At 63.6% G+C, this 17,665-nt stretch carries 17 protein-coding genes; 11 read left to right on the top strand and 6 right to left on the bottom strand.

The window, feature by feature from the left end:
• Positions 1-100 precede the first annotated feature (100 nt).
• Positions 101-448 (top strand): DUF6463 family protein, encoded by a 348-nt coding sequence (locus AC07OK_RS18035; RefSeq protein WP_494691593.1) that lies wholly within the window; start codon positions 101-103, stop codon positions 446-448.
• On the opposite strand, the gene AC07OK_RS18030 is transcribed toward AC07OK_RS18035, so the two are convergent.
• The gene (locus tag AC07OK_RS18030) at positions 445-1,221 is read right to left on the bottom strand and encodes a class I SAM-dependent methyltransferase (protein ID WP_494691592.1); all 777 of its coding nucleotides are present in this window, start codon (positions 1,219-1,221) and stop codon (positions 445-447) included. The genes AC07OK_RS18035 and AC07OK_RS18030 overlap by 4 nt on opposite strands.
• A 90-nt stretch (positions 1,222-1,311) precedes the next feature.
• Here AC07OK_RS18030 and AC07OK_RS18025 point away from each other — a divergent pair, with 90 nt between their 5' ends.
• From AC07OK_RS18025 to lpxC, 7 genes are all read left to right on the top strand, one after another.
• Positions 1,312-2,088: a helix-turn-helix transcriptional regulator gene (locus AC07OK_RS18025; RefSeq protein WP_494691591.1), complete on the top strand. Its 777-nt coding sequence runs from the start codon at positions 1,312-1,314 to the stop codon at positions 2,086-2,088.
• 67 nt (positions 2,089-2,155) lie between these two features.
• A complete protein-coding gene (locus tag AC07OK_RS18020; protein ID WP_494691590.1) occupies positions 2,156-2,695 on the top strand; it encodes a DUF2867 domain-containing protein in 540 nt (179 codons plus the stop codon).
• Between the two features lie 11 nt (positions 2,696-2,706).
• Positions 2,707-3,213 (top strand): GNAT family N-acetyltransferase, encoded by a 507-nt coding sequence (locus AC07OK_RS18015; RefSeq protein ID WP_494691589.1) that lies wholly within the window; start codon positions 2,707-2,709, stop codon positions 3,211-3,213.
• 65 nt (positions 3,214-3,278) lie between these two features.
• Positions 3,279-3,707, top strand: a complete 429-nt coding sequence (locus AC07OK_RS18010; RefSeq protein WP_494691588.1) for a VOC family protein — start codon at positions 3,279-3,281, stop codon at positions 3,705-3,707.
• Positions 3,708-3,722: 15 nt separating this feature from the next.
• Complete coding sequence (locus tag AC07OK_RS18005; protein WP_494691587.1) at positions 3,723-3,953, top strand: hypothetical protein; 231 nt, start codon at positions 3,723-3,725, stop codon at positions 3,951-3,953.
• 138 nt (positions 3,954-4,091) lie between these two features.
• Positions 4,092-4,934, top strand: coding sequence for a DMT family transporter (locus tag AC07OK_RS18000; protein WP_494691586.1), 843 nt, complete (start codon positions 4,092-4,094; stop codon positions 4,932-4,934).
• Between the two features lie 54 nt (positions 4,935-4,988).
• Positions 4,989-5,924: a UDP-3-O-acyl-N-acetylglucosamine deacetylase gene (gene lpxC / locus AC07OK_RS17995; protein WP_217943048.1), complete on the top strand. Its 936-nt coding sequence runs from the start codon at positions 4,989-4,991 to the stop codon at positions 5,922-5,924.
• 1 nt (position 5,925) lies between these two features.
• Here the strand turns inward: lpxC and AC07OK_RS17990 are convergent, their stop codons facing one another.
• The gene (locus AC07OK_RS17990; protein ID WP_494691585.1) at positions 5,926-6,405 is read right to left on the bottom strand and encodes a hypothetical protein; all 480 of its coding nucleotides are present in this window, start codon (positions 6,403-6,405) and stop codon (positions 5,926-5,928) included.
• Between the two features lie 223 nt (positions 6,406-6,628).
• Here AC07OK_RS17990 and secA point away from each other — a divergent pair, with 223 nt between their 5' ends.
• Positions 6,629-9,412, top strand: coding sequence for a preprotein translocase subunit SecA (secA, locus tag AC07OK_RS17985; RefSeq protein ID WP_494691584.1), 2,784 nt, complete (start codon positions 6,629-6,631; stop codon positions 9,410-9,412).
• A 51-nt stretch (positions 9,413-9,463) separates the two neighbouring features.
• On the opposite strand, the gene AC07OK_RS17980 is transcribed toward secA, so the two are convergent.
• The gene (locus AC07OK_RS17980; RefSeq protein WP_494691583.1) at positions 9,464-11,488 is read right to left on the bottom strand and encodes a TonB-dependent receptor plug domain-containing protein; all 2,025 of its coding nucleotides are present in this window, start codon (positions 11,486-11,488) and stop codon (positions 9,464-9,466) included.
• A 204-nt stretch (positions 11,489-11,692) separates the two neighbouring features.
• Between AC07OK_RS17980 and AC07OK_RS17975 the strand changes: the two genes are divergently transcribed.
• Complete coding sequence (locus tag AC07OK_RS17975; protein ID WP_494691582.1) at positions 11,693-12,808, top strand: sensor histidine kinase; 1,116 nt, start codon at positions 11,693-11,695, stop codon at positions 12,806-12,808.
• Positions 12,809-12,813: 5 nt separating this feature from the next.
• Positions 12,814-13,581, top strand: coding sequence for a LytR/AlgR family response regulator transcription factor (locus AC07OK_RS17970; RefSeq protein ID WP_494691581.1), 768 nt, complete (start codon positions 12,814-12,816; stop codon positions 13,579-13,581).
• Here AC07OK_RS17970 and AC07OK_RS17965 read toward each other — a convergent pair.
• The 3 genes from AC07OK_RS17965 to AC07OK_RS17955 form a co-directional block, all read right to left on the bottom strand.
• Entirely contained in the window at positions 13,578-15,581 is a 2,004-nt protein-coding gene (locus AC07OK_RS17965; RefSeq protein ID WP_494691580.1) for a sensor histidine kinase, read from the bottom strand. The two genes, AC07OK_RS17970 and AC07OK_RS17965, sit on opposite strands and share 4 nt — an antisense overlap.
• Before the next feature lie 74 nt (positions 15,582-15,655).
• Positions 15,656-16,057 (bottom strand): type 2 periplasmic-binding domain-containing protein, encoded by a 402-nt coding sequence (locus tag AC07OK_RS17960; RefSeq protein WP_217943041.1) that lies wholly within the window; start codon positions 16,055-16,057, stop codon positions 15,656-15,658.
• 15 nt (positions 16,058-16,072) lie between these two features.
• On the bottom strand, positions 16,073-17,287 hold the full coding sequence (locus AC07OK_RS17955) for a porin (protein ID WP_494691579.1): 1,215 nt from the start codon (positions 17,285-17,287) through the stop codon (positions 16,073-16,075).
• Between the last annotated feature and the right edge of the window lie 378 nt (positions 17,288-17,665).

Raw genomic sequence — 17,665 nt, 5'->3', positions numbered from 1 at the left:
GTATGGCAAGCCTTAAGTATAGCCGCGTTCACGCGATGGTCAGCTTGCACAGCTCAATCTTCACGTGTATCGTGCTGCCATCTTGACAATTGGATAACGCATGAAAAACTGGATCGGCAAGTGGACGATGTTCGTGGCCCTGGGGCATACGGCGGTGGCGATAGCGCTCTTTTCGAACGGCTATCGGGAACTGCTGGCGCAAGGATTTTTCAACGCGGTACATACAGAGAAGGTCGGCCTTGCGGTCTGGTTCATGCTGTTTGGCTTCCTGCTGTTCATCGTGGGCATGCTGGTGTCCGCACTGGAGAAGCAGGCGACGCCCATCCCCGCCGCGATAGGCGTCGCGCTGTTGCTGCTTAGCGCGCTGGGCGTCGCGCTGATGCCGACGTCCGGCTTCTGGCTGATGATACCGGCGATCATTGCGCTACTGCGCAAGCGCCCGCGCTAGTAGATATCGCCGAAATCGTGCTTGGCCTTGAACAAGGTCGAGTCGATCGAGAACGAGCAGTCGGCCTGCACGGCGAAGTATTGCAGCGTCTCTTCCGGCGCGGTCGCGAACAGGCTGCGGATCGCCGTCACGCGCTCGGCCGGCGTGCGCATGCGGGCGGTCCACTCGTCGAATTTCATCTCCAGCTTCCAGTCGCTGACGCGCTCGCAGGAGAAGCCCGCGCCTTCCAGCATGGCGCGCCATTCGGACGGACGGTAGTCGCGCACATGCGAGCCGTCGCGCAGCAGTTCGACCGCCTGCAAGGTGGTGTCGTGCAGCGGGCTTTCCGGCGCGGTGATGTCGATGACGATCAGCACGCCGCCTTTCTTCAACACCCGCTTCACCTCGCGCAGCGCGGCCGGCACGTCCAGCCAGTGATGCGCCGAGAAGCGCGTCACCACCATGCAGAACGCGGCGTCCGCAAACGGCAGGCTGGCCACGTTGCCCTGCCGGGTGATGATGTTGTCCAACCCCCGCTCGCTGGCGGCGCCGGCCACCACGGCCAGCATTTCCGCCGACAGGTCGAACGCCGTCACCGACTTGGCCACCGGCGCCACGGCGAAGCTGGCGTGGCCGGCGCCGCAGCCCAGGTCCAGCACCGTCGGATGCGGTCCCAGCAGGCGGGTGATCTCGCGCAGGGCGGCCAGGTCGGCGCCCTGCGAGTGGACCGTGCTGGTCAGGTAGGCGCTGGCGGTATTGCCGAACTGTTGGGCGACGACGGCTTGCTGTTTCATGTTTTTCTCCAAGGATGGGCGAGTCAGGGCAGAATAGGCGTGTTTTTATCCTGTAACAAGACAAGTACTTATCCTGGTATAAGAACTACCATGCACAACAAACTTGGCGAATTCATCCGCGCCCATCGCGAGCGCACCCCGCCGGCCAGCGTCGGCCTGCCCGGCGGCGGGCGGCGCCGCACGCCCGGCCTGCGGCGCGAAGAACTGGCGCAATTGTGCGACGTCAGCCCGACCTGGCTGACCTGGCTGGAGCAGGGCCGGGAGGTGCAGGCGTCGGGCAAGATGCTGGCGCGGCTGGCGGAAGTGCTGCGGCTGTCAGCCGCCGAACGGGCCTACCTGTTCGGCCTGGCCGACCGGCTCGATCCGCATCACGACGACGACGGCGGCGACGCGGAGGAGGCGCTGGAGGCGATCGTCGCGGCCATCGATGCTCCCGCCTACATCCTCGACCGGCAATGGAACGCTGTGGCATGGAACCCCAAGGCGGCGCAACTGTTTGCCGGCTGGCTGCCGCCGTTTCCGCAATCGCGTGCCCGGCCGAACCTGCTGCGTTACATGTTCCTCGGCCCGGCGGCGCGCGAGCTGATCGTCGACTGGCCGGAGCGTGCCCGGCGGCTGGTGGCCGAGTTCCGCGCCGACATCGGCCGCCACGCCAGCGAGCAGGTACTGGCCGGCCTGATCGCCGAACTGTCCGCCGCCAGCGCGAGCTTCGCCGAGCTGTGGACCTTGCAGGACGTGGTCGGCAGGGAAGGTGGCCTGCGCCGCTTCCACCATCCACTGCAAGGGGATCTGGACCTCAATCAAGTGACGCTGCATCTGGCCAAGCGGCACGACCTGAAGCTGGTGATGCTGCTGCCGCAGACGTGATTGGACAGCCGCGTGTAGCATCGGATTTTTGATGTTATAGTTCCTGCATCATTTTGAGGATGCTCCCGTGCCGATCGAACTCAGCTTTGCAACACCGGTTGCGCTGCCCGCGCAGTCCGGCATCACCCGCCTCTACCCGTCGGTCAACCTGGCCGACGCATTTGTCATCGGGTTGCCGTCCGGCGCATCCGATGATCCGGATCTGCTGGCCCGGTTCATCTTTGCGAACCAGCCGGCATGGATCGGCAAACTGACCAATCTTCGCGATGTGATCGTTGCCCGCTTTGGTTTGAAGACCGCCAGGCATCTGGCCACGCTGGCCCATGCCGCGAAGGCCGAGCGGCTTGGCATCTTCAAGGTCTACAGCACCAACGAAACCGAGGTGGTGGTGGGGGAGGACGACACGCATCTTGATTTCCGTTTGTCGATCCTGTGCAGCGGCGGACCGGACGCCGACAGCGGTCGCGCGTTGACCCTCTCGACGGTGGTCCATTGCCATAACCGGCTGGGGCGGGTCTACATATTTTGCATTGCCCCCTTTCACCGCATGGTGGTCAAGGCCAGCCTGCGCCGCGCTGCGCGTATCGGCTGGCCAGCTGGGGCCTGATGACACCCGGCATGAACCCGCCCATCAACGGATTGCAGACGGTCGCGCGCGATCAGGCGGCGGCGCTATTCCAGTTCTTCCAGCTGTACTACTACGAGAACTCGGATTGGGCAGCGGAAGACCTTGGCGAGGATGGATTGTTCGACGCCTGTGCAGCGTCAATTGCCGACTACATCAACGCGCCCGACAAGGGCGCCTACTGGATCAGGAAAGACGGCGCGCTCGCTGGTTTCGTGGTGACCGAGCCGGTCACGCTACCGGACGGCAGGGTTGCGCAAGAACTGGCCGATCTGTTTATCTTGAAACGGTATCGGCGTCAGGGCTTGGCGATGGCGTCGGTCAGCGCGTTGGCAGAACAATTTAAGGGGCCATGGATGGTGGCAGTCTACCGTGACGACACCCGCGCTGACGCCTTCTGGCGCCAGGCCTTCGCCCGCATTGGCCTCGCCGGCGTGCGGCAATACGAGGACCCTGAACTTCCACAGTTCAGACTGTATGCCATCAATGAACTGTCATGAATTTTACTGAGGGGAGCGCGGGAATGGTGATGCGAATGTTAGCGGTACTTGGCATGGGAGTTCTGATGATGGCTGCTCAGGGCGGAGCCGCCGCCGCCGAGTCGGCGGGACACATCACCGGCGTGGGCGGCGTGTTCTTCAAGGCCAAGGACCCGAAGGCGCTGGCTGCCTGGTATCGCGATGTGCTGGGCATGCCGCTGGAAGTGTGGGGCGGCGCGAAACTGCGCTACGACGCCCCCCAGCATCCGCCCGCGCTGATCTGGAGCGCGTTCCCGGCCACGACCAAATACTTCGCGCCATCGACCAGCGAGTTCATGATCAACTACGCGGTCGACGACATGGACGCCTTGATCGCGCGCCTGGAAGCGAAAGGCGTCGCCATCCTGAAGCGCACCGACGACGACCCGAACGGCCGCTTCGCATGGATAGTCGATCCGGAAGGGAATAAGATCGAACTCTGGGAACCGAAACGCGCGGCGCCTACGGCACCCTAGTGTTTGATCAGAACGATGCCTGCACGCTTGGCAATTTATAATGCCGGGCATGAAAATTCTCATCCACTGTTACTGACTGCTTTGTCGGACTCGGCGCAGGCTTGCCAGGCGCCCACGCCGGACAGCTTGCGCGCAGCATGGATTGTCGTGCGCACGGCGGCGCTGCAAGATAAGCCGGGTACCTCCGCGCGCCTCTACAAATTTCCCCTGCTGCTCTTCGGCAAGGAAAACATCGCCTTGCTATAATCGGGGCGACCGGGCACTGCCCGGTCCTGGCTCCCAACGTCGCCATGATGACGTTCCCAGTGGTCCACACGGACCTGCAGCAAGGAGCTTCCCCTGTCCACCGCCACCCGCTCGGAAAACCTGCACAGCATCTACGCGATGCTGGCCGCGGTCGCCATGTTTTCGTTCATGGACACCACCATGAAGCTGCTGTCTTCCCACTATCCCGCCACGCAAGTGACCGCCATGCGCGCGCTCAGTTCGCTGCCGCTGCTGTGCGGCTACATGCTGTATCGCGGCGCCTTCCGCGGCATCTTCAAAGTGCGCTGGGGCATGCACATCTTCCGCAGCGTGCTCGGCATTGCGATGCTGACCTCGTTCGCCTATGGCCTCAAGGCGCTGTCGCTGGCCGAGGCGTATTCGATCTTCTTCATCGCGCCGTCGCTGATCACGGCGCTGTCGGTGTTCATCTTGAAAGAGAAGGTCGGCACCGGCCAGTGGGTCGCCATCGTGGTCGGCCTGCTCGGCGTGCTGGTGGTGCTGCGGCCCGAAGGTACGGGCTTTTTGACCTTGGGCGGGCTGGCCTTGCTCGGCTCGGCCGCCTGCTACGCGATGGCCGCGATCACCAGCCGCGTGCTGGCCCGCACCGACAGCAACGAGTCGATGATGTTCTGGTACTTGCTGATGATGGCCGGCGGCGGCCTGGCGATGTCGGCCAGCCACTGGGTGCCGGTGCGCGCCGAAGACGGCTGGGTGCTGCTGGCGCTGGCGCTGAGCGGCTTCCTCGGCCAACTGGCGATCACCCGCGCCTTCAGTTCCGGCAAGGCCTCGGTGGTGGCGCCGTTCGAATACTCGGCGCTGGCCTGGGGCGTGGCGATCGACTGGCTGCTGTGGCACACGCTGCCCGACGGCTACACCTTGCTTGGCGCCGGCATCATCATCGCCAGCGGCATCTACCTGGTGCGGCGCGAATCGGTGCACGCGGAAGCCGAACATCCTTGACGGTAGGAAAGTCCGCCGACAGCGCAGCGGACCCAACTTCGCTATAATCGTCGGATGTTAAAACAACGCACCATCAAAGAACTGGTCCGCACCACAGGTGTTGGACTGCACTCCGGCACCAAGGTCGAGCTGACACTGCGCCCGGCCGCGCCGGACACCGGCATCGTGTTCCGCCGCGTTGACCTGAGCCCGGTGGTGGAGTTCCCCGCCAGCGCGATGGCGGTGGGCGACACCCGCATGGCGTCCGTGCTGGTCAAGGACGGCGCCCGCGTCTCCACCGTCGAGCACCTGATGTCGGCCTGCGCCGGGCTCGGCCTGGACAACCTGTACATCGAAGTGAGCGCCGAAGAAATCCCCATCATGGACGGTTCGGCCTCGTCGTTCGTGTATTTATTGCAACAAGCCGGCGTGCAGGAACAGCCTGTCGCGAAGAAATTCATCCGCGTGCTGAAACCGGTGGAAATCCGCGAAGGCACGGGCGACAAGGAAAAATGGGCCCGTTTGACGCCGTACAACGGCTTCAAGCTGGACTTTTTCATCGAATTCAACCATCCGGCGGTCGACGGCACCCAGCAGCGCGCCCATGTGGACTTCGGCGACGTCTCCTACGTGCACGACGTGGCCCGCGCCCGCACCTTCGGCTTCATGCAGGACGTGGAAATGCTGCGCGGCATAGGCCTGGCGCGCGGTGGTTCGCTGGAAAACGCGATTGTGATGGACGAGTACCGCATCCTCAACTCGGACGGCCTGCGCTATGACGACGAATTCGTGCGCCACAAGATTTTGGACGCCATCGGCGACCTGTACCTGGTTGGCCATCCGCTGCTGGCCAGCTACGAGGCGCACAAATCCGGCCACGCGCTGAACAACCAGCTGTTGCTGGAACTGCTCAAGCACCCGGATGCCTACGAAATCGTCTCGTTCGCGACCAATGAAGTCGCGCCACCGTCGTATTTGCGTCAGATGGAGCGTGAGTGGGCGCTCACCTAAGCTAGGTCTGCCGCCGGCGGGCCACCATCGCCTTCAGGGCCGCGATCAGCGTGGCGTTCTGCGGGGTGGCCTCCAGCGTATCGCCGAGCTCGTCGAACGCCGCCACGGCCGCTTCCGTCAGCCACAGCGAGCGCATCTGCTCCTTGATCTCGGCCGGCTTGGTCATCAGCACCTTCAATTTCACGCCGTGCACCTGCCAGCCGCGCCGCGCCAGCGTGTCCTGCAGCTTGGGCAGCTGTTGCTTGAGCTTGGCCGCCAGCGAGGCGTTCGGCAGCGACAAGGTCAGCTGCCCATCCTCGAACGCCAGGATTTCGGCGAACTTGAACATGGCCGGCAGGGCCGCCGCGCAGTCTTTTTGCAGCGAGGCCATGCGCTCGATGGCGGGCAGCAGGGCCGCCATTTTGTCGTCGCGGCGCAGGAAATCGGTCGCCTCGACGGCGGTGCGGCGTTTGATGGACAGGTTGGAAGAGTTGAATCGCATGCGCAGCAACATATCACAGCGGCAAAAAAACGTCACCACCGGTTAAAATAGCTTAATTTTGTGACATTGTTCACTGTTGGGCTATTGTTAAACCGGTCAATAACCCAATGTAGGCGCGGACGCATGATAAAATCACCGTCTTTTGCCATAGTCGAACTCCGTGCGGTAAGGCGTTTTTCCCCTACAGAGCTTTTTTTAACGGCGTTTTTTCAAGAATTCAAGCATGTCATTACTGACCCAGATTTTCGGTAGCCGCAACCAGCGGCTGCTCAAGCAATACCAAAAAACGGTACGCGAGATCAATGCGCTCGAGCCGGCGATGGAAAAACTGTCCGATGCCGAGCTGCAAGCGAAGACGCCTGCATTCAAGGAACGCATCGCCAATGGCGAAGCGCTCGACGCGCTGCTGCCCGAGGCGTTTGCCGTCTGCCGCGAAGCGAGCAAGCGCGTCTTCAAGATGCGCCACTTCGACGTGCAGCTGATCGGCGGCATGGTTCTGCACTACGGCAAGATCGCCGAAATGGGCACCGGCGAGGGCAAAACCCTGACCGCGACCCTGCCGGCCTATCTGAACGCGCTGTCGGGCAAGGGCGTGCACATCGTCACCGTCAATGATTACCTGGCGCAGCGCGACGCGGAAACCATGGCCAAGCTGTACGGCTGGCTGGGTCTGTCGACCGGTATCAACCTGTCGCAGATGGAGCATGCCACCAAGCAGGCCGCCTACGGCTCCGACATCACCTACGGCACCAACAACGAATTCGGTTTCGACTACCTGCGCGACAACATGGTGTTCGAAGCCCGCGACCGCGTGCAGCGCGTCCTGAACTTCGGCATCGTCGATGAAGTCGACTCGATCCTGATCGACGAAGCCCGCACCCCGCTGATCATCTCCGGCCAGGCCGAGAACCACACCGACCTGTACTACAAGATCAACGAGCTGCCAGGCCTGCTGACCATGCAGATCGGCGAAGAAACGCCGGACGGCAAGGGCAAGGTTGAAGTCCCGGGCGACTACACCAAGGACGAAAAAGCCCACCAGGTGCTGCTGACCGAAGCCGGTCACGAAAAAGCCGAAGCGATCCTGACCCAAATGGGTCTGCTGCCGGAAGGCGCCTCGCTGTACGACTCGGCCAACATCACGCTGGTGCACCACCTGTACGCGGCGCTGCGCGCGCACGCGCTGTACTTCAAGGATCAGCACTACGTGGTGCAGAACAATGAAGTGGTGATCGTCGATGAATTCACCGGCCGTCTGATGACGGGCCGCCGCTGGTCCGACGGCCTGCACCAGGCAGTCGAAGCGAAAGAGGGCGTGAAGATCCAGAACGAGAACCAGACCCTGGCCTCGATCACCTTCCAGAACTACTTCCGCATGTACGGCAAGCTGGCCGGCATGACCGGTACCGCCGATACCGAAGCCTACGAATTCCAGGAAATCTACGGCCTCGAAACCGTGGTGATTCCGCCTAACCGTCCTTCGCAGCGCAAGGACCGTCAGGACCAGGTCTACAAAACGTCGGCCGAGAAGTACAACGCCATGATGCTGGAAATCCGCGAATGCTACGACCGCGGCCAACCAGTATTGGTCGGTACCACCTCGATCGAAAACTCGGAACTGCTGTCGGGCATCCTGACCAAGGGCGGCCTGCCGCACAACGTCCTGAATGCGAAACAGCACGCCCGTGAAGCAGAAATCATCGCCCAGGCAGGTAGCCCGAAAGCGATCACCATCGCCACCAACATGGCCGGTCGCGGTACCGACATCGTCTTGGGCGGCAACGTCGAAAAGCAGATCCAGTTCGTTGAAGCCAACGCTGAACTGAGCGACGCCGACAAGGCGGCGCAATCGAAAGCACTGCGCGACGGCTGGCAGGCATTGCACGAGCAGGTGGTTGCTGCCGGCGGCCTGCATATCGTCGGCACCGAGCGTCACGAATCGCGCCGCGTCGACAACCAGCTGCGCGGCCGCGCCGCACGTCAGGGTGACCCTGGCATGTCGCGTTTCTTCCTGTCGCTGGACGACCAGCTGCTGCGCATCTTCGCGGGCGACCGCGTGCGCGCCATCATGGACCGCCTGAAGATGCCGGAAGGCGAACCTATCGAAGCGGGCATCGTCTCGCGCTCGATCGAGTCCGCACAGCGCAAGGTCGAGGCACGCAACTTCGACATCCGTAAGCAGCTGCTGGAATACGACGACGTCGCCAACGACCAGCGCAAAGTGATCTACCAGCAGCGCAACGAGCTGCTGGAAGCGACCGACATCTCGGAACTGATCCAGTCCCTGCGCCACGGCGCCTTCACCGACCTGGTACGCGAATACGTGCCGGCGGAATCGGTGGAAGAGCAGTGGAACATCAAGGGCCTGGAAGCAGCGCTGGCGGCGGAATGGCAGATCGACCTGCCGTTGCGCTCCATGCTGGAAAAAGAACAGAACCTGAACGACGAGGACATCGTGGAGCGCGTGATCGCTGCGGCCGATGCGCTGTACCAGTCGAAGATCGACATCGTCGGCAAGGAATCGTTCGGCGGCTTCGAACGCAACGTGATGCTGCAAAGCGTGGACAGCCACTGGCGCGAACACCTGGCGGCGCTGGATCACCTGCGCCAGGGCATCCACCTGCGCGGTTACGCGCAGAAGAACCCCAAGCAGGAATACAAGCGCGAAGCGTTCGAACTGTTCGGCCAGATGCTGGATATGATCAAGAACGAAGTGGTCAAGCTGATCATGACGGTGCGTATCCAGTCGCGCGAAGAGATCGATGCGGCCGAAGCGGCCATGCAGCAGTCGCACGTTGAAAACGTGAGCTACCAGCACGCCGACTTCAACCCGAACGCGGCGCCGGAAGAACTGCTGGCGCCAGCGGCGATCGGCGGCCTGCCACCTGAGCTGCAAGGCTTGAGCGGCGAGCAGCTGATGGAGATGGGCCTGAAAGTCGGACGCAACGACCCATGCCCATGCGGCAGCGGCAAGAAGTACAAGGCCTGCCACGGCAAGCTGGCTTAAACAAAAAAACCGGAGCTAGTCTCCGGTTTTTTTATGTCTGATTGACCTTGGCTAGAGCTGTTGCTCGTAGACGGCCCGGATGCCGACGCGGGTGGGTGTGCTGGCGGTGCGGGCGGTGCTGTAGCCGCCGTTGGCGTAGAAGCTGCCCTGCAGCTGGTCCTGGTGCAGAACGTTCAGCAGCGACACGCGCAGCCGCGATTTGCTGTCGAACTTCCATAGCGCGTAGCCGTCCAGGGTGCGCGTGACGCCGGTGTAGCTGGCCAGGTTGCCGCTGATCCTGACCATGCCGCCAGTCTGCAAGCCGGCGTTGAAGCCCAGCGTTAATGCACCGGCGGGGTGGTAGTCAAATCCAACGTTGGCGCTGAAGGGGATTTGCGCGCTGAGGCGATTGTCCGGTCCCGGCACCGCGTCCAGCCGCGACCAGTTGCGCGAGGCGTTGGCGCGCACGTCGACCGGCCATGCGCCGAGCGGGAACTTGGCGTCGAACTCGATGCCGGCCACCTTGGCTTTGCCGCCGTTGAACGGCGTCGTCACCCACGAACCGTTTTGTTCGAACAGGCGCTGCACCGTCACGTCGCGGATGCGCCGCGCGTAGGCCGATACGCTCACCGAGCCCTCCTTGCCGAAGTACGATTCATACGCCGCGTCCAAGCCCCACGCCAGTTCCGGCCGCAGGTCGGGATTGCCCTGCACGTCCGGATTGGTGGGGCCGTTGTCGTTGTTGATGGTGTAGCGGCGCGGCAGCAGGTCGCGGGTCGGCGGCGCCTTGTAGGTGCGGGCGAGGGCCAGCCGCACCTGGTCGCGCTCCTGGTTCGGCAGCTTCCACATCATTTGCGCCACCGGGCTGAAAACACTGGAGCGGTTTTGTACCGCCGCCAGCTGGGCGCCGTCGGTGTGGGTGTCCAGACCCTCCCAGCGCAGGCCGAGATAGGCTTGCAGGCGCGCCGTCACGTCCCGTTCGTCCTGGACGAAGAGGGCGATGCGACGCACGCGCGCTTCGTACTCCTGCAGCAGCTGACCCAGCCCCGCGCCGTTGGCCGCGCTGTCGTCCTGGCGGCGCATCTCGCTGCGGCGCGTGTCGGCGCCGTCCCAGCCGATGGCGAGGCTGTGTGCTTCGCGCAGGTGGGTCAGGTATTTGCCGCTGGTGGTGAGGCTGTCGTCGTCGGCGGCCGATGTGACTGCGCGCGTGAACAGCGGCGTGCCGCCTGCGCTGGCGCCGTGGAAGGCGTAGTCGGTGTTGCGATGGTTGTAGTCGTAACCCAGCTTGACGCTTAGCTTGCCGTCCGCGCCGACCGCGTGCGTCCACGTCACGCCGCTGCGCAGGAAGGCCGTGTGCGACAGCGCGTGCCGGTCGTTGTTTGGATAGGCGGTCGATGCGCCATAGATGCTGGTTTCGCGGGAGTCCCCGTGGCTGCTGGTGCGGTACAGGTCCAGCAGGTTTTGCCATGCCAGCGTATCGCCGTTTGCCAGCGTCCAGTTCAGGCGCGGCGCCAGATTCAGCTTGGTCTGGTGCGATGCGTTCAGTTCCGCGAAGGTGCGCAGCGCAGCCGGTCCTTCCACGCGTTCCGTGGTGCCAGGCGTGTTGCGGAAACCGGTGTCGCTCAGCGTGGCGGCCAGGCCGTACGATAGCGCGCCCTCGCGGTTCGCGATCTGCATCGTGGCGGAAGGTCCGGTCACGCCTTGCAGGTTTTCGATGCCCAGCTTGAGGTCGCGCTGCGCGCGGCTGCCTTTGCGCAGGATGACGTTGATGCTGCCCGCCATGGCCTGCGCGCTGTATTCGGCCGACGCGGTGCGCAGTATCTCGATGCGCTCGATCAGTTCGGGCGAGATGGCGTCGATGGACATGCCCTGCGGCGCGGGCTCGCCGTTGATCAGCAGCTGCGTATAGCCGGCGCCAAGGCCGCGCATGCGCACCTCGCCGCCGGTCACGGAGATGCCGGGCTGGCGTTTGAGCAGGGCGGAGAGCGTGGTGTCGCCATACAGGTCGATGTCCGCGCGGCCGACGACGATCTTGGCCGCCGTGTCGTTGCGGCGCAGGGCCTGGGCGGCGGAACCGGTGATATCAACCCGCTGCATATCTGCGGTGTCCTGCGCATTTGCGCCCGCCGCAAGGCAGAGCAGTAAAAGAGGTTTCATGTGCTGTGCGTAAGTTAATCCGGCGCAGAGTATCACGCCGTCCCAGCCTCGCCGGACCGCCTTTGTGACGAGCGCCCGGATTGCCGTGATGATGTTCCGCCACCGCGCATTTTGGCGGCCCATGCCGCTGATATACTCGCCGTCATGGATCAACCCTTATCCCTCACATGGCGCGAAGTGCGCAATACCTTGCTGGTCAATCTGCTGGTGTGGGGCCTGCTATGCGCGGTCGGCGCGGCCAGCGTCTACAGCGACGTGCTGCGCGAAGGCGGCAACCGTAGCTACGGCCGCGTGATGCTCAATTGGGATCTGAACCACGTGCTGATGATGACGCTCAGCTTCGGCCAGTACCTGGTCTTCCGGCGCTGGCCCGAGCTGACCGCCAGCGCCCGCGCCATCGCGCGCTGCTACGCGATGGTGGTGTTCATCTTCCTGCCGCTTCAGCTGCTCTACATGGCGATGCTGGATGCGGTGCGCGCTGACGGGGTGCTGGACCTGGCCCATGCCTGGCGACTGTTCCTGTCGCCGCATGGCTTCAATGTGTTTCTCGAATTCGCCTGGGCGACCGGGACCTACACCGCGGTCACCGCGATTTGCATCTGGCGCCGCAGCCAGGCGCGCGACAAGGCGTGGCAGCAGGCGTTGACCGACAACCTGCATCTCAACCTCGAACTGGAACGCCAGCGCATGCTGGCCCTGCGCGCGCAGCTGGAGCCGCATTTCATCTTCAACGCCCTGAACGCGATCAGCGCGCTGGTGCGCACCAGCGACGGCGACCTGGCGCTGAACGGCATCAACCGCCTGAGCGACCTGCTGCGCTACGCGCTGACCGCCAGCGGCCGCGATTGGGTCAGCGTCGGCGAGGAACTGGCCTTCGTCGGCGACTATCTCGCCTTGCAGCGTCTGCGTTACCGGGCGCGCCTGCAAGTGCAGATGGATATCGGCGATGTCCATGGAGGCGAGTGTCCGCCATTGCTGCTGCAACCGCTGATCGAAAACGCCTTGCGCCACGATCTGGATTGCCATGAGGGGAACAGCGATATCCGTATCCACATGCGGAGCGAGGGCGCGCAACTGCATATCCGCATCAGCAATCCGGTGACGGCGGATGCGTCGCCGAATCCGGGGCTCGGGATGGGACTGGCCAACACGCGGGCGCGCTTGCAACTGGCCTATGGCGGCGAGGCGTCGCTGGATGGCGCCTTGCGCGACGGCCGCTATGAAGTGGCGATCCGCATGCCCTTGTACGTGAAGGAGTGACGGCGATGCGTGTCTTGCTGGTAGACGACGAAGAACCTGGCCGCATCAATCTGCGCTACGCGCTGGCGCGGCATCCGCATTGTCAGGTGGCCGGCGAATGCGCCAGCGCCGCCGCCGCCCGCGAACTGCTGGCGCGGCAGGAGGTGGACCTGGTGTTCCTGGACGTGCAGATGCCGAAGGAATCCGGCATTGACCTCGCGCGCAGCCTGAGCGCGATGGCGGAGCCGCCGTTGATCGTGTTCGTCACCGCCTACAACGCCTACGCGATCGAGGCCTTCGAAGTGCATGCGATGGATTACCTGCTCAAGCCCTTCGACGACGCCCGCCTGGCGCAGACGCTGGAACGCGCGGCGGCGATGCTGGCGCAGCGCCAGCTGGCGGGCTTCGCGCCGGCCTTGCGGGCCTATGTCGCCGCGCAGCCGGCGGCCGCGGCGGCGGGCTACTGGCATCAGGTCAGCGTGCGTTCGATCGGGCGCATCGAGTGCATACGGCTTGAGGACGTGCAGTGGCTGGAGGCGGACGGCAACTACGTCAAGCTGCACCTGGAAAAGCGCTGCGTGTTGTACCGCATGCCGCTCAGCCGCCTGGAGGAACACCTGGACCCGGCGCGCTTCGTCCGCGTGCACCGCCGCGCCATCGTCGCTGCGGAGCAGTTCTCGTCGATGTCCGTGGTGGGCGACGGCAGCTACCTGCTGGCGCTGCGTTGCGGCGATACGGTGGCCGTCAGCGAGCGCCACGTGGAAGCGGCGCGCGCCCGCCTTGCCGCAGGCTAGCGCGCAGCGTCGCGCTGCGGCGCGGAGTAGGGCAGCAGCATGCGCACCGCCGTGCCGACATTGGGCGCCGAGTCGATGGTGATGCGTCCACCCAGCACGCCGGTGACGATGTTGTAGACGATGTTCATCCCCAGCCCGGTCCCGCCCTGGCCCATCTTGGTGGTGAAGAAGGGATCGAATACCTTGCGCAGCACATCATCCGGCATGCCGGCGCCGTCGTCGCTGAACATCAGTTCGACGATGTCGTCGTCCACCGCTTCCGCGCGCACCGTGATGGTGCCGCCCTTGCGCTGGTCGAAGGCGTGGTTGAGCGCATTGTTGACGAGGTTATTCAGTACCTGGTACAAGGCGCCGGGATAGGAGTCGAAGCTCAGTCGTTCCGGAATCTGCAGGATCACCTCGCACTCGGCGCGGCGCAGGCGCGGCATGTAGGTGGCCATCGTATCGTGCACCGCAGACAGCAGGTCGAACCTGCGGCGCTGGTCGTTGGTCTGGTCGACGGCGATCTGCTTGAACGACGAGATCAGTTCCGCCGCCTTGTGCAGTGAACCGGAAATCAACTGGCTGGCCAGGCGCACTTCCTCCAGGTGCGCGGTCAGCTCCGAGCGCCGCAGCGCGCCGGCCGCCACGTGCAGGTCGAATTCCACCACGCGGTCGCGCAGCGCGGTCGATGCCAGCAGGCTGTTGCCGATCGGCGTATTGAGCTCGTGCGCGATGCCCGCCACCAGCGATCCGAGCGAGGCCATTTTCTCGGCCGCCAGCAGTTCGTCCTGGGTATGCTGTAAAGTCTCCAGCGCCGTACTCAGGTCGGCGTTGGCGCGCTCCAGCGCGGCCGAGCGCTCGCGCACGCGCGACTCCAGCGACACGTTCAAGTCCTTCAGCTCGCGCTTGGCGTTGAGTTCCTCGGTCAGGTCCAGCAGCGCCCAGATGATGGAGTCGTTGCCGTCCAAGGTCAGCGAGGACGACCAGATCGCCACGCTGCCCACGCTGCCGTCGGGCAGCAGCACGCCGGCGATGGCGCCGTGCACCGCGCCGTCGGTCTGGTACATAGTCCAGATGCGGTCGCGCTCCAGCGTGCTGGCCCAGAACGGCACCTCGTCGCTGCGCTTGCCGATCAGGTTGGCGGCGCCGGCGCCGAAGGTGTGCGTGACGGCGCGGTTGGCGGCGACGATGCGGCCGTCGCGGTCTGACACCGTCAACGGCAGCGGCGCCATGTCGAACAGCGTCTTGAAGCGCGCCTCCGATTCCGACAGCCGCCGCTGCGATTGTTCCAGCTGCGCGATGCGCTCGCGCAGCGCCGCGCTCATGGCGTTGAGCGTGCGCGTGAAGACGGCGATTTCGTCGTCGCCTTCCACCGGCAGCGCCTTGTTGTAGTCGCCCAGCGCCATCTGCTGCGATTGGTCCGTCAGCGCGTGCAGACGGCGTCCGATGCCGTGGGTGAAGGCGTAGAACAGCACCACGCCCAGCGCCAGTCCGACCAGCGAGATCACGCCGCCTTGCAGCATCACCTCGTCGCGCGCCTGTTTCAGGTCTTTGGTGGTGAGGCCGAAATTGATGGAGCCGACGCGGTTATCGCGCAACAGCAGCGGCGAGCGCGCGTGCAGCATGGTGTCGTCGAGCAGGGTGCGCACGCCTTTGAAGCTGGTGCCGCCGCCTTGCCGCAGCAGCTCCGGCAAGGGGGCATGGCGCTTGCCGGCTTCGATGATGGGTTTTTCGTTTTCGTCGAGGATGACCAGGTAGCGCACAAAACTGTCGTCCGGGTCGGACAACATTTCGGTCAGGTAGTTGGTCAGTTCGGGCAGGCGGCCGCGCGTGGCGTAGGGACTGAGGGAGAGATTGAGCGTGACCGCGTACTCGCGGGCGACGCGTTCGGCGTTGGTGCTGACGGCTTGATTCATCAGGCGCAGGCTGTTCCAGATCAGCAGGCCAACCACCAGCGCCTGGATGACGGCGCTCAGCAGCAGAAATTTCGCGCGCAGCGATAGACTCAAAACGTACACTCCTTGTGGCGTTGCCAGGAGCGCACGTCCCTGCCGTCCACGCGGGACGGCAGGGGGCCAGGGCGACCTGGAGGTTAAGGCAGGGTCAGAATCACTTTGACGGTGTCGTCCACTGCCGACTTGTCAATATAACCGATCGCCTTGGGATCGGCAGCAACTGCTTTCTTCACCTCGGCGTTGCTCGGGTATTCCTTCGGCGGCGTGGCTTTACCGGTGAACACCAGCTTGGACCACAAGGCCTTGACCTGCGCCGGGTCCTTTTCCGCGACCTTCTGGTAGAAGTCGGCGCGGATGTGCGAACCTTCGGCCTGGTCGACCGGTGTGAACAGGTTGGATTTACCGAGGAAGAATTGCGAAGCCTGTTCCGAGAACATGCGGGTCGCCGGATTCTTCTGGCTGACGATGACAACGGTTTCCGCCGAGGCGCCGGCTGCGGCGAACGACGACAGCAACGCGGCGATGATCATTTTTTTCATGTTATGGACTCCTGATTAGAAGACGAAATCGACCGCCGCGGCGACCACGGTGACGTTGTTGTTGAAGCCAGGCTGCACGAAGATCAGCGAGCCGCCTTTGGTCTTAGGCTTGGCGCGGTCGACCTGCACCTTCAGCGCCATCGATTTGGCGAAGTCCCAACGCACGCCGATCAGGTCGGACGATTGTTCCGTCGCCGGCAGCAGGCCGTAGACAACCGCGCCCAGTGGGCTGTTCTTCGGCAGGGTCGCAGGCGGGGTCACCGAGCTGCCGGCGTCGCGCACGGAGGCGTGGGCGTAGTAAGGCAGGACCTTGCCGACGCGGTAGCCGACCATGGTGTACCAGGCGTTGGTGTCAGGAACGTAGACGGCTTCCTTGGCGCGACGCTGGGCGTACTCGGTCTGGACCACGATGTTGCGCCAGTCCATGGTGCCGCCGATCGAGGTGAAGGCGATCTTTTTGCCATCGGTCAGGCTGAGGTCATTGGCCAGCTGCTTGAAGCCGAACTGGTTCAACGTCGCGGTCAGGGTGTTGATCGGGCCCAGGTCGTTGGTCTTCAGGTCGGCGCGAGCGTGTGCGACGCGCAACAGGAATGGGCCGTACTCGCCGATGAAGGTGATGCCGGCGGCAGGCGCGCGGTAGGTCGCGACGGCGCCGGCGCCGGTCGGCACGAACAGCTTGCCGCGGCTGACGCCGGCGAAAGCCTGGGTGGTGAAGTTGAAGTCGCCGAAGGCGTGCTGATAATTGACGTCCGCGCCGTCGACGTTTTCGATCGGGGCCTGGCCGTACATCTCAATCGGCGGCCGCATCATGGTGTTGGCGTAGCCGACGTTCTGGTAGTCCGAGATCAGGAAGGTCGGCACCACGACGCGGCCGACGCGCACGCTTGTTTCGTCGTTGATGCGGGCTTTCAGGAAGGCCCAGGTCAGGTCGGTGGTGAAGGTCGGGCTGGTGTTCTTGCGGGTCAGGATCTGTGCGGTGCCGGACAGCCAGTCGTTGATGCGGTAGGTCGCTTGCAGGCCCAGGTTGGTGTCGAGGCCGATCTTGGCTTGGTCGCTCACGCCTTCAGCCTGGTTGTAGCGGGCAAATTGCGCCTGGTCGGTGTTGCTCTTGGCCACGCCCAGCGTGCCGAAGGCACTGATGGTCAGGTTTTCGTCACCCAAGGTGCCAGCCTGTGCCTGCATGGCGGCGGTGGCGGCAAAGACGGCAGCTACTAGAAGTTGCTTTTTCATGTGGTCGGTATCCTTTGATTTGTTGTCAGTTGTTTCTTGCTATGGACGATCGTGTCGCCTTGTTTGTCTCGTGACATGCGGGGATGGGGCACTCGGGCTAAACCTTAAACTAATTTCCGTACGGCATGAATTCATTTCTTGCAAATTAGAACGTACGTACTAAAATGTTGTAGCTTTTGAGTTGAAAATAACGATTTCATCAATGAATTCATGGGGTTGTATGACATCCTTCTAGTGCTTTTTGAGCAAATTTGCGCTTAAGTTATGCTTTCTGGCAACTGCGCACGATTTGTAACTGAGAGTTGTGGCGGGGAGGGAATGATGCGATGCGCCAATTTGGTCGTCAGGTATTACAATAGCGGCTCCCACTTTCCACTC

The sequence above is a fragment of the Duganella sp. GW821-FHT07G03 genome, assembly GCF_059418605.1.
The sequence above is the reverse complement of the archived record's forward strand: the minus strand, read 5'-3'. Positions and strand labels throughout refer to the sequence as shown.

What these genes read in the sequence shown, in the direction of transcription:
- AC07OK_RS18035 (WP_494691593.1), top strand. Translation starts at nt 101, where the DNA reads ATGAAAAACTGGATCGGCAAGTGGACGATGTTCGTGGCCCTGGGGCAT.
- AC07OK_RS18030 (WP_494691592.1), bottom strand. Translation starts at nt 1,221, where the DNA reads ATGAAACAGCAAGCCGTCGTCGCCCAACAGTTCGGCAATACCGCCAGC.
- AC07OK_RS18025 (WP_494691591.1), top strand. Translation starts at nt 1,312, where the DNA reads ATGCACAACAAACTTGGCGAATTCATCCGCGCCCATCGCGAGCGCACC.
- AC07OK_RS18015 (WP_494691589.1), top strand. Translation starts at nt 2,707, where the DNA reads ATGAACCCGCCCATCAACGGATTGCAGACGGTCGCGCGCGATCAGGCG.
- AC07OK_RS18010 (WP_494691588.1), top strand. Translation starts at nt 3,279, where the DNA reads ATGATGGCTGCTCAGGGCGGAGCCGCCGCCGCCGAGTCGGCGGGACAC.
- AC07OK_RS18005 (WP_494691587.1), top strand. Translation starts at nt 3,723, where the DNA reads ATGCCTGCACGCTTGGCAATTTATAATGCCGGGCATGAAAATTCTCAT.
- AC07OK_RS18000 (WP_494691586.1), top strand. Translation starts at nt 4,092, where the DNA reads ATGCTGGCCGCGGTCGCCATGTTTTCGTTCATGGACACCACCATGAAG.
- lpxC (WP_217943048.1), top strand. Translation starts at nt 4,989, where the DNA reads ATGTTAAAACAACGCACCATCAAAGAACTGGTCCGCACCACAGGTGTT.
- AC07OK_RS17990 (WP_494691585.1), bottom strand. Translation starts at nt 6,405, where the DNA reads ATGCGATTCAACTCTTCCAACCTGTCCATCAAACGCCGCACCGCCGTC.
- secA (WP_494691584.1), top strand. Translation starts at nt 6,629, where the DNA reads ATGTCATTACTGACCCAGATTTTCGGTAGCCGCAACCAGCGGCTGCTC.
- AC07OK_RS17980 (WP_494691583.1), bottom strand. Translation starts at nt 11,488, where the DNA reads ATGCAGCGGGTTGATATCACCGGTTCCGCCGCCCAGGCCCTGCGCCGC.
- AC07OK_RS17975 (WP_494691582.1), top strand. Translation starts at nt 11,693, where the DNA reads ATGGATCAACCCTTATCCCTCACATGGCGCGAAGTGCGCAATACCTTG.
- AC07OK_RS17970 (WP_494691581.1), top strand. Translation starts at nt 12,814, where the DNA reads ATGCGTGTCTTGCTGGTAGACGACGAAGAACCTGGCCGCATCAATCTG.
- AC07OK_RS17960 (WP_217943041.1), bottom strand. Translation starts at nt 16,057, where the DNA reads ATGAAAAAAATGATCATCGCCGCGTTGCTGTCGTCGTTCGCCGCAGCC.
- AC07OK_RS17955 (WP_494691579.1), bottom strand. Translation starts at nt 17,287, where the DNA reads ATGAAAAAGCAACTTCTAGTAGCTGCCGTCTTTGCCGCCACCGCCGCC.